18 protein-coding genes and 2 pseudogenes are annotated in these 15545 nt (G+C 65.8%); 18 read left to right on the top strand and 2 right to left on the bottom strand.

Features of this window, described 5'->3' with window-relative positions; translation table 11 throughout:
• Positions 1-122 precede the first annotated feature (122 nt).
• From Mlute_RS09980 to Mlute_RS09965, 4 genes and pseudogenes are all read left to right on the top strand, one after another.
• Positions 123-578, top strand: a pseudogene (locus Mlute_RS09980) (magnesium chelatase subunit ChlI family protein); the annotation flags it as partial.
• Positions 579-620: 42 nt separating this feature from the next.
• Positions 621-866 carry an AbrB/MazE/SpoVT family DNA-binding domain-containing protein gene (locus Mlute_RS09975; protein ID WP_119360512.1) on the top strand — a complete coding sequence of 82 codons (246 nt, stop codon included), beginning with the start codon at positions 621-623 and terminating at the stop codon, positions 864-866.
• Positions 866-1300: a PIN domain-containing protein gene (locus Mlute_RS09970; RefSeq protein ID WP_119360511.1), complete on the top strand. Its 435-nt coding sequence runs from the start codon at positions 866-868 to the stop codon at positions 1298-1300. The genes Mlute_RS09975 and Mlute_RS09970 overlap by 1 nt, the downstream gene beginning before the upstream one ends.
• A gap of 30 nt (positions 1301-1330) precedes the next feature.
• Complete coding sequence (locus tag Mlute_RS09965) at positions 1331-2935, top strand: hypothetical protein (protein ID WP_119360510.1); 1605 nt, start codon at positions 1331-1333, stop codon at positions 2933-2935.
• On the opposite strand, the gene Mlute_RS15650 is transcribed toward Mlute_RS09965, so the two are convergent.
• Positions 2916-3056 (bottom strand): hypothetical protein, encoded by a 141-nt coding sequence (locus Mlute_RS15650; RefSeq protein ID WP_182482532.1) that lies wholly within the window; start codon positions 3054-3056, stop codon positions 2916-2918. The two genes, Mlute_RS09965 and Mlute_RS15650, sit on opposite strands and share 20 nt — an antisense overlap.
• A 176-nt stretch (positions 3057-3232) precedes the next feature.
• Between Mlute_RS15650 and Mlute_RS09960 the strand changes: the two genes are divergently transcribed.
• The 9 genes and pseudogenes from Mlute_RS09960 (at position 3233) to Mlute_RS09920 (ending at position 10584) form a co-directional block, all read left to right on the top strand.
• On the top strand, positions 3233-3886 hold the full coding sequence (locus Mlute_RS09960; protein ID WP_245958931.1) for a hypothetical protein: 654 nt from the start codon (positions 3233-3235) through the stop codon (positions 3884-3886).
• 22 nt (positions 3887-3908) lie between these two features.
• Positions 3909-5660 (top strand): ABC transporter ATP-binding protein, encoded by a 1752-nt coding sequence (locus Mlute_RS16485; RefSeq protein WP_281270861.1) that lies wholly within the window; start codon positions 3909-3911, stop codon positions 5658-5660.
• A 22-nt stretch (positions 5661-5682) separates the two neighbouring features.
• Positions 5683-6633 carry an ABC transporter ATP-binding protein gene (locus tag Mlute_RS16480; RefSeq protein ID WP_119360508.1) on the top strand — a complete coding sequence of 317 codons (951 nt, stop codon included), beginning with the start codon at positions 5683-5685 and terminating at the stop codon, positions 6631-6633.
• The gene (locus Mlute_RS09945) at positions 6612-7382 is read left to right on the top strand and encodes an ABC transporter permease (protein WP_119360507.1); all 771 of its coding nucleotides are present in this window, start codon (positions 6612-6614) and stop codon (positions 7380-7382) included. The genes Mlute_RS16480 and Mlute_RS09945 overlap by 22 nt, the downstream gene beginning before the upstream one ends.
• Positions 7383-7473: 91 nt before the next feature.
• On the top strand, positions 7474-7731 hold the full coding sequence (locus tag Mlute_RS09940) for a DUF433 domain-containing protein (RefSeq protein WP_119360506.1): 258 nt from the start codon (positions 7474-7476) through the stop codon (positions 7729-7731).
• A 40-nt stretch (positions 7732-7771) separates the two neighbouring features.
• A pseudogene (locus Mlute_RS09935) lies at positions 7772-8227 on the top strand (magnesium chelatase subunit ChlI family protein); the annotation flags it as partial.
• Between the two features lie 42 nt (positions 8228-8269).
• Positions 8270-8515, top strand: a complete 246-nt coding sequence (locus Mlute_RS09930) for an AbrB/MazE/SpoVT family DNA-binding domain-containing protein (protein ID WP_119360512.1) — start codon at positions 8270-8272, stop codon at positions 8513-8515.
• Positions 8515-8949 (top strand): PIN domain-containing protein, encoded by a 435-nt coding sequence (locus tag Mlute_RS09925; RefSeq protein WP_119360511.1) that lies wholly within the window; start codon positions 8515-8517, stop codon positions 8947-8949. Before Mlute_RS09930 ends, Mlute_RS09925 begins: the two co-directional genes overlap by 1 nt.
• A gap of 30 nt (positions 8950-8979) precedes the next feature.
• Positions 8980-10584, top strand: a complete 1605-nt coding sequence (locus Mlute_RS09920) for a hypothetical protein (RefSeq protein WP_119360510.1) — start codon at positions 8980-8982, stop codon at positions 10582-10584.
• Here Mlute_RS09920 and Mlute_RS15645 read toward each other — a convergent pair.
• Positions 10565-10705, bottom strand: a complete 141-nt coding sequence (locus Mlute_RS15645; protein WP_182482532.1) for a hypothetical protein — start codon at positions 10703-10705, stop codon at positions 10565-10567. The two genes, Mlute_RS09920 and Mlute_RS15645, sit on opposite strands and share 20 nt — an antisense overlap.
• 176 nt (positions 10706-10881) lie before the next feature.
• Between Mlute_RS15645 and Mlute_RS09915 the strand changes: the two genes are divergently transcribed.
• From Mlute_RS09915 to Mlute_RS09895, 5 genes are all read left to right on the top strand, one after another.
• Positions 10882-11535, top strand: coding sequence for a hypothetical protein (locus tag Mlute_RS09915; protein ID WP_245958931.1), 654 nt, complete (start codon positions 10882-10884; stop codon positions 11533-11535).
• A 22-nt stretch (positions 11536-11557) separates the two neighbouring features.
• Entirely contained in the window at positions 11558-13309 is a 1752-nt protein-coding gene (locus tag Mlute_RS16475; protein ID WP_281270861.1) for an ABC transporter ATP-binding protein, read from the top strand.
• 22 nt (positions 13310-13331) lie between these two features.
• A complete protein-coding gene (locus Mlute_RS16470) occupies positions 13332-14282 on the top strand; it encodes an ABC transporter ATP-binding protein (protein ID WP_119360508.1) in 951 nt (316 codons plus the stop codon).
• Positions 14261-15031, top strand: coding sequence for an ABC transporter permease (locus Mlute_RS09900; protein WP_119360507.1), 771 nt, complete (start codon positions 14261-14263; stop codon positions 15029-15031). The genes Mlute_RS16470 and Mlute_RS09900 overlap by 22 nt, the downstream gene beginning before the upstream one ends.
• A 91-nt stretch (positions 15032-15122) precedes the next feature.
• On the top strand, positions 15123-15380 hold the full coding sequence (locus tag Mlute_RS09895) for a DUF433 domain-containing protein (protein WP_119360506.1): 258 nt from the start codon (positions 15123-15125) through the stop codon (positions 15378-15380).
• The last annotated feature ends 165 nt before the right edge of the window (positions 15381-15545 follow it).

The raw sequence follows: 15545 nt of genomic DNA, 5'->3' as shown, positions 1-15545 counted from the left end.
TGTCCGGCGGTGCTCCTCAATCAGGGCAACCCGAACTTCTCCTTTCCCCGACGGCCCCGGCTTCTTGCGAGGAAGAAAGTAGGTCAAGTTACCTTGAATACCCCGATTGCCCTGCACACGCCTGCCCCTGCGGCTGGTACGGCGACCCAGAAAAACCCTGTAGCTGTACGCCTGTCCAGCGTTCGCGCTATGTTGGGCGCATTTCGGGCCCCCTCTTGGACCGCTTCGACCTGGTGGTGGAGGTACCCCGCCTGACCCCGCAGGAGTTGTCTCGAGCCCCCGAGGGCGAGCCCACTGCCGTGGTGCGGGAGCGGGTGCTGGTAGCCCGGGAAAGAATGAAAGCCCGCCAGGGCAAACTGAACAGCGAACTCTTGGGCCGAGCGCTGCGCCAGCACACCCTGCTCTCCCCTGCCTCGGAGGCCCTCTTGCAGACTGCTACCCAGCGCCTAGCCCTCACCGCCCGCAGCTACGACCGCATCCTGCGGGTGGCCAGGACGATTGCCGACCTGGCGGGCTCGGAGCGCATTGGGGAAGCCCATCTGGCCGAGGCCTTGACCTACCGGCGGAGTCTGGGGTAAGGGCACCATGGGGCCGATCTGTTCTTCTGATATGCTGAATGTATGAAAATCATCACCCAAGTCTCTCCTAGGGGGCAGATCACCCTACCCGCCTCGGTGCGCAAGGCCCTGGGCCTCAAAGCTGGGGATGCCCTGCTACTGCGGGTGGAGGAAGGCCGGGTGGTGCTGGAGCCCGCCCGGGTGCTTCCCCTGGAGGCCTACACCGAGGAGCGCATCGAGGAGTTCAACCGGGCCGCTGAGGCGAGCGAGGAAGAACTGACCGCCTTCCGCAAAGCCTGGGGGCTGTAGTGCGGGTGTTCCTGGACGCCAACGTGCTCTTCTCGGCGGCGTTGGGGGGTGAGGTGTTCCGGCTGATCTGGCTCTTGGCCGAGCGGGGGCGGCTCGAGCTATGTACCAGCCCGCGGTGCTGGCTGGAGGCGGAGTTCAACCTCGAGCGCAAACGCCCTCAGGCTGCTCCCCGGCTTCCTTTGCTGATGCGTCAGGTACACCTGACGGCGGAGCCGGAGGAAGGGGATTCTCCTACCGAGGAGTCCCTGAACACCCTACTCGCTTCGCTCCCTGAAAAAGACCGCCCGGTACTGCAAGCAGCCCTCCGGGCACGAGCCCAAATTCTGCTCACCGGCGACCTGCGGCACTTTGGCCCTCTGATGCAGCGGGAAGACCTCCCCCTGCGGGTACTGAGCCCTGGGGATTTCATCCGTCAGGTAAGGCCCGGCTCCTAATTCCGAACCGGTCTGGGCTATACTCGCCCCATGGACGCCCTGGCCCTCTACCGGCAGGGCCGCTACGCCGAGGCCCTCGCCCTGGCCCACCGTCAGGGGGAGGCCAGGATCGCTGCGCTAACCCTGCTGGCGATGGGGAACGCCGCCGAGGCCGAGGGGTTGCTATCGAGCTGGCAGCCCTCGGACGAGGCCGAACAGGCCGAGCGCCTCTCCCTGCTGGGCTTCGCCGCTTGCCGAAGGGGAGATACCGAGGCGTATCAGCGGCTGGCCCTGGCCGCGGCCCAGGCCGCCCAGACCCCCCTCACCCTCTACCACCTGGGCCTCTCCCTGCCGCCCAAGGACGGCCTTCTGGCCCTGCAGGAGGCCCTGCACCAGCTCCAAGCCCAGGGGGCTCTCCCCCAGGAGCAAGCCCGGCTGGCCTTTGCCCTGGCCCGCACCTTGAGGCGGCTGGGCCGGTGGGCGGAGGCCCTTTCCTACGCCAGCCTGGCCGTCCTGCAAGACCCCCAGCCCCACCACCGGCTGGAGGAGCTGACCTTGCTGGCCTACGTGGGTGCGGAGCCCCTGGCCGAGCTGGAGCGGGCTCTACCCCCCCTGCTGGCCCATCCTGCCCCCCCGGTGCGCTACCACGCGCTGTGGCTCTCGCTGCTGCTGCAGGGGATGCAGGGCCAGGTCAGCCCGGAGCTACTGCAGAACCTTTGGGGTCACCACCCGCACCCCAGCCTGCTGGCCTACGACCTGCCCCTGTTGGTGCTCTTGGGCAAGAATCAGCCCTCCGGCCAGGCCCTGCTGGCCCGCCGGCTGCGGGCCGCGCGGGCCCAGCCTCCCCAGGAGCCCCTGCCCCAGGCCCTTTTGCTGCTGGCCGAGGGGCTCTACCGCTACCCCCAGCCCGAGGCCTGCCCCCTGCTAGAGGAGAGCCTTTCGGTGCTGGAGGCCGGGTGGGCCGAGGAGGCCCTGCGGGCCGTGGCCCATCTCTGTGCCCTGGACGGGGCCCCCCTCCCCGAGCCCTACCGCTGGATGGCCCAGGCCCTCCGCCCCGAGGCCAGGGTCCTCTTCCTGCCCACAGAACTCCCCTCGCTCACCCCGAGCGTCCCCTACTTGGAAACCCTGGGAAAGGCTCAGCTTAATGGCTTCCCCCACCTAAGGCCCCGCAGCCTGGAGCTTTTGGTGCTGCTGCTGGCCCACCCCGAGGGTCTAGCGGGAGAAGCCCTGGCCCAGGGGCTCTACCCTGAGCCCAACCCCCAGGCCCTCAAGACCGAGCTCTGCCGTCTGCGCCAGGCGGGCTTCCAGATCCAAAGCCGCCCCTACCGGCTCCTCACCCCCCTGGAAGCCGATTTCCTGAAGCTTCAAGAGGCCCTGGAGCAAAACCGAATCCAAGAGGCGCTGGCCCTTTACCACGGATCGCTCTTGCCCAAAAGCCAGGCCCCCGGCGTTGAAGCGTTGCGTGCCCGGCTGGAGGAGGCCCTGGTTCGAGCCGTTTTGCGAAGCGGTGAGCCCGGTCTACTCTACCGCCTGGCCGAGCGGCTGCGGGACGACCTGCGGGTCTGGGAGGCCTGTTTGGCGACCCTGCCCCCAAGAGACCCCCGTTACCCGGCCGCACAGGCCTGGGTCAGGAGGCTCAGCGCCCGCTACCGCTAGGCCCCCCGGTGCGCACCGCCCCCGGCGGGAGGCAGTCGGGGCGGGTGCAGGCGTAGGCCGTCTCACTAAAGCCCATCACCAGCAGAGCCAACAGCGCCAGAAATAGAACCAGTCTGCGCATATTTCCACCCTACCCATCCCTGGGTAACCAAACAGGTCAGAAGGTAACCAAAATGAGAGAAAAGGTTACCGAAATGAGTTAAGAAGGTCACCATTCTGAGTGGGGGTTTGGTTACCTGGAGGGTGCTAGAACAAATTACCCCTGGCTGACTAGGGGAAAGCAGTCTAGAAGGAACCATGAAGGGGAATTACACAGTCAGTCAAGTCATCTTAGAAAAACAAGCAAGGAGGCCGATGCTGCTTCGGAAAGGCGAGAGGCTCTTTTTAGAAGAAAGCATGGCCTTAAGTGTTGGCGATCACCTGGAAACCTTCGATGGATGGGTGGAAGTAAGGGATAGCGATGGTTTGGTCATTCGTTTAGGACCTTCCTCAGAGCTCTCTTATGTTTTTGATCCCTACGGGGGTATTGTTTCGCACCCAGCAGAACGTCCCTCTGTGATCTTCTACGGAGAGATTTTCAAGTTTCGCTACTACGTTAGACCATTGGAAGTAGTTGCCTGCGGAAAGTACCGCACCTCCTGCTGGTATTGTCCATCTAGCTTTTACGTCCGAAACCTCGATGCCAACAGGGACGCCTATTACGCACTGGCGGGAGAGGTTCCTGTTTGGGAACGGGACGAAGAAGGAACGCCCTTCGATATTGTCAGGATTCCCGAGGGCCATAAAGCGATCTTACGACACGACCAACTCCAACCCATGCGAAAGCGCTACACGGTGGAGGAAGTCTCTCCGGTTTCAGCGGAAGAATGGGATTATATTGTCTCCAACTTCATGAACCCCAAGCGCTGGCAAAAGTATCCTGAAGGGCAGGAGGTGGTCACGGCTGGATAGAAAAAGGGCCCTCTGGCCCCTGTTGTTCTCAGCTCTGCGGCACATCTTCCGGGCGGCCCCCGGGGAGAGCGTCCTCCTGCTTGGCCTCTTGGCCCTGGGAGGCTTGGTGCCGGTGGCGGTGCTGGGCCTGACCCGCCTCCTGGTGGACAACCTGGCGGCTACCCTGGGAAGCGGCGCTTTCACCCCAGCCCTCCTCTGGCCCCTGGCGGGGTTGGCCTTGGCCTTTAGCCTGGATTTTTTCCTCACGCCCTGGGTGGCCTACCTTCAGGGTTCGGTGAACGAAAAGCTTACGGCCCGGGTGCACGTGCTCCTGATGGAGAAGGTGGGCCGCACACCCGACCTGACCCCCTTTGAAGACCCCTCCTTCCACGACACCCTCCAGGTGCTGCGCGACCAGGCCCCCTACCAGCCCCTCAACCTGCTGGTCTTCCTGGGCAATGCCTTTCGGGGAGGGCTCACCGTGGCGGGGGTGCTCTTCCTGCTCTTCACCCTGGCCCCCTTTTTCCCTTTGCTCCTGCTCCTGGCCACCCTGCCCCAAGCGCTTCTTACCTTCCGGCTCCAGAAGGGGGTTTGGGAGGCCCTGCTCTTCGGGGCACCCGAAGCCCGGCGGATGCGCTACTTTGCCGAGGTTCTCCTGACGCCCGAGGCGGCCAAGGAGGTGCGGCTCTTCGGCCTGCTGCCCTTTTTCCGTGGCCGCTACCTCGAGGCCTTCCAAAGCCTCTACCAGACCCTGCGCCGGGCCCGAACCCGCCAGGCCCTGGGAGCCAGCCTGCTGGTCTTGCTCAGCGCTCTTTTCACCGCCCTGGCCCTCTTCCTGGGGTTGCGCCAGGCCCTTCTGGGGGCAGGGGGGCTGGGCAGCCTGGTTCTCCTCCTACAGTCGGTGGGCAGCCTGCAGCAGAACCTGTACGGCTTGGTGCAGGATGCGGGCATGCTCTACGAGAGCCTGCTGTACTTTGAGCGGCTGGAGGGTTTTCTGGCCGCCCCTTCGGCGGTGGAGGAGAAGGCTTCTGCAAGACCTGTAGCCCCCTTCACGGAGATCCGCTTTGAGGGGGTGGGGTTTTGCTACCCCGACGGCCGGCGGGCCCTGGAGGGTCTCTCCTTCGCCCTCCGCAAAGGGGAGCGCCTGGCCCTGGTGGGGGAAAACGGCGCGGGAAAGACCACCCTGGTCAAGCTCCTCCTTCGCTTCTACGACCCCACAGAGGGCCGCATCCTGGTGGACGGGGTGGACCTGAGGGAGCTGGACCTAAAGGCTTGGCGTGCCTGCATCGCCGCCGTGTTTCAGGACTTCGGCCGTTACGCCCTAACCCTTAAGGAGAACATCCTCCTCTCCGACCCCGCAGGCCCCCACGACCCCGCCCGCCTAGAAGAGGCGGCCCGGGCCGGCGGGGCTTGGGAGCTGGTGGAAACGCTCGGCTGGGAGGCCCTCCTGTCCCGCTCCTTTGGGGGCACCGAGCTGTCCTTAGGGCAGTGGCAGCGGGTAGCCCTCGCCCGGGCCTTTTTTCGCCGGGCGGAGCTTCTGGTGCTGGACGAGCCCACCGCCTCCCTGGACCCCAAGGAAGAGGCCCACCTCTACCGCCGTTTCGCCGAGCTGACCCGGGGCAAGACGATGCTCCTCATCACCCACCGCCTGGGCTCGGTGCAGATGGCCGACCGGATTTTGGTTCTACACCAAGGCCGACTCGTGGAGGAGGGAACCCATGAGGCCCTGTTGGGATGGGGTGGAATCTACGCCGAGCTTTGGCGGTCGCAAGCCGGGCTATACCAGCCCGGCTGATGGCCGTCTGACCTAGACGTGAATGAACCCTAGCACCCAACCCCCCAACCCCCTCCTCCAGGCCCACCGCCTGCGCAAGCGCTACCCCAAGGGAAAAGGCTGGCTCGAGGCCCTCAAAGGGGTCAGCTTGGCGCTGTATCCGGGGGAGATCCTGACCCTCCTAGGCCCCAACGGCGCCGGCAAGACCACCTCGGTCAAAATCCTGGCCGGTCTGGTGGAGCCCGACGAAGGGAGGGTAGAGGTGCAGGTGGACGGGCCCGGAACCTGGCTGGGCGCGGTGCTGGAGGGGAGCCGCAACCTCTACTGGCGCCTTTCCGCCCTGGAGAACCTCATCTACTTCGGCACCCTGCGCGGCCTTAGCCCCAAGGAGGCCCGGCGGCGGGGATCAGAGCTTTTGCAAGCGGTGGGGCTTCAAGACAAAGCCCACCAGGCCGTGGGCAGCCTCTCCCGGGGCCAGCAGCAGCGAACCGCCCTGGCCGCCGCCCTGGTGCACGACCCCCCGGTTCTCTTCCTGGACGAGCCCACGCTGGGGGTGGACCTCGAGGCCCAGGAGGCCATCCGCGCCTGGCTGCTTCGGCTCAAGGAAGCGGGCAAGGCCATCCTCCTCACCACCCACCAGCTCGAGCTGGCCGAGGCGCTGGCGGATCGGGTGACCATTTTGCTGGAGGGGGAGGTGGCCCTGGAGGGCAGAACCCGGGAGGTGCTGGCCGGCTCCCCCAGGGCGGTCTACCGGGTAGAGCTCGGACTCCCCCTGGAGGAAGGGGATTCGCGCCGGACTCGGCTCCAAGCCCTCGAGGTGGAGGTAGAGGGGAAGGTGGTTCGGGTGGTGGGAGAGGAAACCCTGTGGGAAGCCCTCAGGATTCTAGATCCCCTCCCCCTCGAGCGGGTAGAGCGCGAGAGCCTGTCCCTAGCAGGCCTCTTCTGGCGCGTACTCAGGGAAAGGAGGAAACCGTGCTCCGGGTCGTCCACATAGAGTTCTGGCGCTTCCTAAGAGCCCTCAGCCGCTACCCCCTGGAGCTTTTAGGGAGCGTGCTGGGGGCGGTGGTGGTCTTTGCCCTTTTCTTTTCCGGAGCCCGCTACCTGGCGGGCCCGGCCCTCTTCGGGGAGCGGCTGGAGGCCCTGGTGGTGAGCCTTATCACCTGGTCCCTGGCCTTCTCCCTCCTCTCGCAAATCGCCTCCAATATCTCGGAGGAGGCCCTGGCGGGGCTTTTGGAGCAACTGGCCCTCACCCGCCCGGGCCTGTTGGGTGTGGTACTGGTTCGGGCCCTCCTTTCCCTTCTCCAGATCGGCCTCCTGGTCATTCCAATCGTGCTGGCTATCCTCCTCACCTCTGGGGCTCGGCTGGACTTCCCTCCCCTGGCCCTCCTCCCCCTCGGAACCCTGGCTTTGGGCAGTCTGGGTCTGGGGCTGATGCTGGGGGGCCTGGCCTTGGTCTACAAGCGGGTAGGCCAGCTCCTGGGCCTCCTCCAGTTCGCCTTCCTGGGTCTTTTTCTGGTGCGTTTTGAAGCGTTTGCCTGGCCCTGGAGCGGCCTGGGCTACCTCCTGCCCCTGACCCCCTCGGTGGCGGCCCTGCGTCTCCTTTTGGGGCGGGGCGAAACCCCCGGATGGGACCTCCTGGTTCTGGCCGGGATCAACGCACTGGTCTACCTGGCCCTGGGGGTTGGGTTCTTCCGGCGGGCCCTTCGCAGGGTGCGGCGGCAAGGTACGCTGGGCACCTACTGAGGGAAGCCCAGCTACGGCCCATCCCCCTGCGGTGGGACTGGCGGGGGCGGTGGTGAGGCCCGGAACCGGGCTTCGCTGGAAGCGCGATAGAATGGAAGCCGTAAGGGAGCTCATCACCACCGATCCCGAGGTCATGTTGGGCAAGCCCGTGGTGGCGGGCACCCGCATCACCGTGGAGGAGATCCTGCGCCGCCTGGCCGCCGGTGAGCGCGCTGAGGACATCCTCGAGGCCCACCCCCGGCTCACCCCGTACTTCCTCGCCAGGCTCAGCGCGAGCCCCCATCCCGCAGTGGGCAGCCCGAGCCTCCGCTTTTCCCGAGGGCCCGGCTTCTTGGGGGGAAGAAGGTAGCACAGATTACCCTGAATACCCCGATTGCACTCCACACGCCTGCCCCTGCGGCTGGTACGGCGACCCAGAAAAACCCTGTAGCTGTACGCCTGTCCAGCGTTCGCGCTATGTTGGGCGCATTTCGGGCCCCCTCTTGGACCGCTTCGACCTGGTGGTGGAGGTACCCCGCCTGACCCCGCAGGAGTTGTCTCGAGCCCCCGAGGGCGAGCCCACTGCCGTGGTGCGGGAGCGGGTGCTGGTAGCCCGGGAAAGAATGAAAGCCCGCCAGGGCAAACTGAACAGCGAACTCTTGGGCCGAGCGCTGCGCCAGCACACCCTGCTCTCCCCTGCCTCGGAGGCCCTCTTGCAGACTGCTACCCAGCGCCTAGCCCTCACCGCCCGCAGCTACGACCGCATCCTGCGGGTGGCCAGGACGATTGCCGACCTGGCGGGCTCGGAGCGCATTGGGGAAGCCCATCTGGCCGAGGCCTTGACCTACCGGCGGAGTCTGGGGTAAGGGCACCATGGGGCCGATCTGTTCTTCTGATATGCTGAATGTATGAAAATCATCACCCAAGTCTCTCCTAGGGGGCAGATCACCCTACCCGCCTCGGTGCGCAAGGCCCTGGGCCTCAAAGCTGGGGATGCCCTGCTACTGCGGGTGGAGGAAGGCCGGGTGGTGCTGGAGCCCGCCCGGGTGCTTCCCCTGGAGGCCTACACCGAGGAGCGCATCGAGGAGTTCAACCGGGCCGCTGAGGCGAGCGAGGAAGAACTGACCGCCTTCCGCAAAGCCTGGGGGCTGTAGTGCGGGTGTTCCTGGACGCCAACGTGCTCTTCTCGGCGGCGTTGGGGGGTGAGGTGTTCCGGCTGATCTGGCTCTTGGCCGAGCGGGGGCGGCTCGAGCTATGTACCAGCCCGCGGTGCTGGCTGGAGGCGGAGTTCAACCTCGAGCGCAAACGCCCTCAGGCTGCTCCCCGGCTTCCTTTGCTGATGCGTCAGGTACACCTGACGGCGGAGCCGGAGGAAGGGGATTCTCCTACCGAGGAGTCCCTGAACACCCTACTCGCTTCGCTCCCTGAAAAAGACCGCCCGGTACTGCAAGCAGCCCTCCGGGCACGAGCCCAAATTCTGCTCACCGGCGACCTGCGGCACTTTGGCCCTCTGATGCAGCGGGAAGACCTCCCCCTGCGGGTACTGAGCCCTGGGGATTTCATCCGTCAGGTAAGGCCCGGCTCCTAATTCCGAACCGGTCTGGGCTATACTCGCCCCATGGACGCCCTGGCCCTCTACCGGCAGGGCCGCTACGCCGAGGCCCTCGCCCTGGCCCACCGTCAGGGGGAGGCCAGGATCGCTGCGCTAACCCTGCTGGCGATGGGGAACGCCGCCGAGGCCGAGGGGTTGCTATCGAGCTGGCAGCCCTCGGACGAGGCCGAACAGGCCGAGCGCCTCTCCCTGCTGGGCTTCGCCGCTTGCCGAAGGGGAGATACCGAGGCGTATCAGCGGCTGGCCCTGGCCGCGGCCCAGGCCGCCCAGACCCCCCTCACCCTCTACCACCTGGGCCTCTCCCTGCCGCCCAAGGACGGCCTTCTGGCCCTGCAGGAGGCCCTGCACCAGCTCCAAGCCCAGGGGGCTCTCCCCCAGGAGCAAGCCCGGCTGGCCTTTGCCCTGGCCCGCACCTTGAGGCGGCTGGGCCGGTGGGCGGAGGCCCTTTCCTACGCCAGCCTGGCCGTCCTGCAAGACCCCCAGCCCCACCACCGGCTGGAGGAGCTGACCTTGCTGGCCTACGTGGGTGCGGAGCCCCTGGCCGAGCTGGAGCGGGCTCTACCCCCCCTGCTGGCCCATCCTGCCCCCCCGGTGCGCTACCACGCGCTGTGGCTCTCGCTGCTGCTGCAGGGGATGCAGGGCCAGGTCAGCCCGGAGCTACTGCAGAACCTTTGGGGTCACCACCCGCACCCCAGCCTGCTGGCCTACGACCTGCCCCTGTTGGTGCTCTTGGGCAAGAATCAGCCCTCCGGCCAGGCCCTGCTGGCCCGCCGGCTGCGGGCCGCGCGGGCCCAGCCTCCCCAGGAGCCCCTGCCCCAGGCCCTTTTGCTGCTGGCCGAGGGGCTCTACCGCTACCCCCAGCCCGAGGCCTGCCCCCTGCTAGAGGAGAGCCTTTCGGTGCTGGAGGCCGGGTGGGCCGAGGAGGCCCTGCGGGCCGTGGCCCATCTCTGTGCCCTGGACGGGGCCCCCCTCCCCGAGCCCTACCGCTGGATGGCCCAGGCCCTCCGCCCCGAGGCCAGGGTCCTCTTCCTGCCCACAGAACTCCCCTCGCTCACCCCGAGCGTCCCCTACTTGGAAACCCTGGGAAAGGCTCAGCTTAATGGCTTCCCCCACCTAAGGCCCCGCAGCCTGGAGCTTTTGGTGCTGCTGCTGGCCCACCCCGAGGGTCTAGCGGGAGAAGCCCTGGCCCAGGGGCTCTACCCTGAGCCCAACCCCCAGGCCCTCAAGACCGAGCTCTGCCGTCTGCGCCAGGCGGGCTTCCAGATCCAAAGCCGCCCCTACCGGCTCCTCACCCCCCTGGAAGCCGATTTCCTGAAGCTTCAAGAGGCCCTGGAGCAAAACCGAATCCAAGAGGCGCTGGCCCTTTACCACGGATCGCTCTTGCCCAAAAGCCAGGCCCCCGGCGTTGAAGCGTTGCGTGCCCGGCTGGAGGAGGCCCTGGTTCGAGCCGTTTTGCGAAGCGGTGAGCCCGGTCTACTCTACCGCCTGGCCGAGCGGCTGCGGGACGACCTGCGGGTCTGGGAGGCCTGTTTGGCGACCCTGCCCCCAAGAGACCCCCGTTACCCGGCCGCACAGGCCTGGGTCAGGAGGCTCAGCGCCCGCTACCGCTAGGCCCCCCGGTGCGCACCGCCCCCGGCGGGAGGCAGTCGGGGCGGGTGCAGGCGTAGGCCGTCTCACTAAAGCCCATCACCAGCAGAGCCAACAGCGCCAGAAATAGAACCAGTCTGCGCATATTTCCACCCTACCCATCCCTGGGTAACCAAACAGGTCAGAAGGTAACCAAAATGAGAGAAAAGGTTACCGAAATGAGTTAAGAAGGTCACCATTCTGAGTGGGGGTTTGGTTACCTGGAGGGTGCTAGAACAAATTACCCCTGGCTGACTAGGGGAAAGCAGTCTAGAAGGAACCATGAAGGGGAATTACACAGTCAGTCAAGTCATCTTAGAAAAACAAGCAAGGAGGCCGATGCTGCTTCGGAAAGGCGAGAGGCTCTTTTTAGAAGAAAGCATGGCCTTAAGTGTTGGCGATCACCTGGAAACCTTCGATGGATGGGTGGAAGTAAGGGATAGCGATGGTTTGGTCATTCGTTTAGGACCTTCCTCAGAGCTCTCTTATGTTTTTGATCCCTACGGGGGTATTGTTTCGCACCCAGCAGAACGTCCCTCTGTGATCTTCTACGGAGAGATTTTCAAGTTTCGCTACTACGTTAGACCATTGGAAGTAGTTGCCTGCGGAAAGTACCGCACCTCCTGCTGGTATTGTCCATCTAGCTTTTACGTCCGAAACCTCGATGCCAACAGGGACGCCTATTACGCACTGGCGGGAGAGGTTCCTGTTTGGGAACGGGACGAAGAAGGAACGCCCTTCGATATTGTCAGGATTCCCGAGGGCCATAAAGCGATCTTACGACACGACCAACTCCAACCCATGCGAAAGCGCTACACGGTGGAGGAAGTCTCTCCGGTTTCAGCGGAAGAATGGGATTATATTGTCTCCAACTTCATGAACCCCAAGCGCTGGCAAAAGTATCCTGAAGGGCAGGAGGTGGTCACGGCTGGATAGAAAAAGGGCCCTCTGGCCCCTGTTGTTCTCAGCTCTGCGGCACATCTTCCGGGCGGCCCCCGGGGAGAGCGTCCTCCTGCTTGGCCTCTTGGCCCTGGGAGGCTTGGTGCCGGTGGCGGTGCTGGGCCTGACCCGCCTCCTGGTGGACAACCTGGCGGCTACCCTGGGAAGCGGCGCTTTCACCCCAGCCCTCCTCTGGCCCCTGGCGGGGTTGGCCTTGGCCTTTAGCCTGGATTTTTTCCTCACGCCCTGGGTGGCCTACCTTCAGGGTTCGGTGAACGAAAAGCTTACGGCCCGGGTGCACGTGCTCCTGATGGAGAAGGTGGGCCGCACACCCGACCTGACCCCCTTTGAAGACCCCTCCTTCCACGACACCCTCCAGGTGCTGCGCGACCAGGCCCCCTACCAGCCCCTCAACCTGCTGGTCTTCCTGGGCAATGCCTTTCGGGGAGGGCTCACCGTGGCGGGGGTGCTCTTCCTGCTCTTCACCCTGGCCCCCTTTTTCCCTTTGCTCCTGCTCCTGGCCACCCTGCCCCAAGCGCTTCTTACCTTCCGGCTCCAGAAGGGGGTTTGGGAGGCCCTGCTCTTCGGGGCACCCGAAGCCCGGCGGATGCGCTACTTTGCCGAGGTTCTCCTGACGCCCGAGGCGGCCAAGGAGGTGCGGCTCTTCGGCCTGCTGCCCTTTTTCCGTGGCCGCTACCTCGAGGCCTTCCAAAGCCTCTACCAGACCCTGCGCCGGGCCCGAACCCGCCAGGCCCTGGGAGCCAGCCTGCTGGTCTTGCTCAGCGCTCTTTTCACCGCCCTGGCCCTCTTCCTGGGGTTGCGCCAGGCCCTTCTGGGGGCAGGGGGGCTGGGCAGCCTGGTTCTCCTCCTACAGTCGGTGGGCAGCCTGCAGCAGAACCTGTACGGCTTGGTGCAGGATGCGGGCATGCTCTACGAGAGCCTGCTGTACTTTGAGCGGCTGGAGGGTTTTCTGGCCGCCCCTTCGGCGGTGGAGGAGAAGGCTTCTGCAAGACCTGTAGCCCCCTTCACGGAGATCCGCTTTGAGGGGGTGGGGTTTTGCTACCCCGACGGCCGGCGGGCCCTGGAGGGTCTCTCCTTCGCCCTCCGCAAAGGGGAGCGCCTGGCCCTGGTGGGGGAAAACGGCGCGGGAAAGACCACCCTGGTCAAGCTCCTCCTTCGCTTCTACGACCCCACAGAGGGCCGCATCCTGGTGGACGGGGTGGACCTGAGGGAGCTGGACCTAAAGGCTTGGCGTGCCTGCATCGCCGCCGTGTTTCAGGACTTCGGCCGTTACGCCCTAACCCTTAAGGAGAACATCCTCCTCTCCGACCCCGCAGGCCCCCACGACCCCGCCCGCCTAGAAGAGGCGGCCCGGGCCGGCGGGGCTTGGGAGCTGGTGGAAACGCTCGGCTGGGAGGCCCTCCTGTCCCGCTCCTTTGGGGGCACCGAGCTGTCCTTAGGGCAGTGGCAGCGGGTAGCCCTCGCCCGGGCCTTTTTTCGCCGGGCGGAGCTTCTGGTGCTGGACGAGCCCACCGCCTCCCTGGACCCCAAGGAAGAGGCCCACCTCTACCGCCGTTTCGCCGAGCTGACCCGGGGCAAGACGATGCTCCTCATCACCCACCGCCTGGGCTCGGTGCAGATGGCCGACCGGATTTTGGTTCTACACCAAGGCCGACTCGTGGAGGAGGGAACCCATGAGGCCCTGTTGGGATGGGGTGGAATCTACGCCGAGCTTTGGCGGTCGCAAGCCGGGCTATACCAGCCCGGCTGATGGCCGTCTGACCTAGACGTGAATGAACCCTAGCACCCAACCCCCCAACCCCCTCCTCCAGGCCCACCGCCTGCGCAAGCGCTACCCCAAGGGAAAAGGCTGGCTCGAGGCCCTCAAAGGGGTCAGCTTGGCGCTGTATCCGGGGGAGATCCTGACCCTCCTAGGCCCCAACGGCGCCGGCAAGACCACCTCGGTCAAAATCCTGGCCGGTCTGGTGGAGCCCGACGAAGGGAGGGTAGAGGTGCAGGTGGACGGGCCCGGAACCTGGCTGGGCGCGGTGCTGGAGGGGAGCCGCAACCTCTACTGGCGCCTTTCCGCCCTGGAGAACCTCATCTACTTCGGCACCCTGCGCGGCCTTAGCCCCAAGGAGGCCCGGCGGCGGGGATCAGAGCTTTTGCAAGCGGTGGGGCTTCAAGACAAAGCCCACCAGGCCGTGGGCAGCCTCTCCCGGGGCCAGCAGCAGCGAACCGCCCTGGCCGCCGCCCTGGTGCACGACCCCCCGGTTCTCTTCCTGGACGAGCCCACGCTGGGGGTGGACCTCGAGGCCCAGGAGGCCATCCGCGCCTGGCTGCTTCGGCTCAAGGAAGCGGGCAAGGCCATCCTCCTCACCACCCACCAGCTCGAGCTGGCCGAGGCGCTGGCGGATCGGGTGACCATTTTGCTGGAGGGGGAGGTGGCCCTGGAGGGCAGAACCCGGGAGGTGCTGGCCGGCTCCCCCAGGGCGGTCTACCGGGTAGAGCTCGGACTCCCCCTGGAGGAAGGGGATTCGCGCCGGACTCGGCTCCAAGCCCTCGAGGTGGAGGTAGAGGGGAAGGTGGTTCGGGTGGTGGGAGAGGAAACCCTGTGGGAAGCCCTCAGGATTCTAGATCCCCTCCCCCTCGAGCGGGTAGAGCGCGAGAGCCTGTCCCTAGCAGGCCTCTTCTGGCGCGTACTCAGGGAAAGGAGGAAACCGTGCTCCGGGTCGTCCACATAGAGTTCTGGCGCTTCCTAAGAGCCCTCAGCCGCTACCCCCTGGAGCTTTTAGGGAGCGTGCTGGGGGCGGTGGTGGTCTTTGCCCTTTTCTTTTCCGGAGCCCGCTACCTGGCGGGCCCGGCCCTCTTCGGGGAGCGGCTGGAGGCCCTGGTGGTGAGCCTTATCACCTGGTCCCTGGCCTTCTCCCTCCTCTCGCAAATCGCCTCCAATATCTCGGAGGAGGCCCTGGCGGGGCTTTTGGAGCAACTGGCCCTCACCCGCCCGGGCCTGTTGGGTGTGGTACTGGTTCGGGCCCTCCTTTCCCTTCTCCAGATCGGCCTCCTGGTCATTCCAATCGTGCTGGCTATCCTCCTCACCTCTGGGGCTCGGCTGGACTTCCCTCCCCTGGCCCTCCTCCCCCTCGGAACCCTGGCTTTGGGCAGTCTGGGTCTGGGGCTGATGCTGGGGGGCCTGGCCTTGGTCTACAAGCGGGTAGGCCAGCTCCTGGGCCTCCTCCAGTTCGCCTTCCTGGGTCTTTTTCTGGTGCGTTTTGAAGCGTTTGCCTGGCCCTGGAGCGGCCTGGGCTACCTCCTGCCCCTGACCCCCTCGGTGGCGGCCCTGCGTCTCCTTTTGGGGCGGGGCGAAACCCCCGGATGGGACCTCCTGGTTCTGGCCGGGATCAACGCACTGGTCTACCTGGCCCTGGGGGTTGGGTTCTTCCGGCGGGCCCTTCGCAGGGTGCGGCGGCAAGGTACGCTGGGCACCTACTGAGGGAAGCCCAGCTACGGCCCATCCCCCTGCGGTGGGACTGGCGGGGGCGGTGGTGAGGCCCGGAACCGGGCTTCGCTGGAAGCGCGATAGAATGGAAGCCGTAAGGGAGCTCATCACCACCGATCCCGAGGTCATGTTGGGCAAGCCCGTGGTGGCGGGCACCCGCATCACCGTGGAGGAGATCCTGCGCCGCCTGGCCGCCGGTGAGCGCGCTGAGGACATCCTCGAGGCCCACCCCCGGCTCACCCCGTACTTCCTCGCCAGGCTCAGCGCGAGCCCCCATCCCGCAGTGGGCAGCCCGAGCCTCCGCTTTTCCCGAGGGCCCGGCTTCTTGGGGGGAAGAAGGTAGCACAGATTACCCTGAATACCCCGATTGCACTCCACACGCCTGCCCGTGTGAGGTGCAATCTGCCCAAACCTGTAACGCACCTCTATCTCAACCTCTCCCTCACCTGGCCTTACCGTCACCTTCTCCACCAGTTCCCTTGCTACCGCCTGCTTCTCTTCCGGGGTA

Source organism: Meiothermus luteus (assembly GCF_003574085.1).
In the GTDB taxonomy this organism is placed as follows: domain Bacteria; phylum Deinococcota; class Deinococci; order Deinococcales; family Thermaceae; genus Meiothermus; species Meiothermus luteus.
The sequence above is the reverse complement of the archived record's forward strand: the minus strand, read 5'-3'. Positions and strand labels throughout refer to the sequence as shown.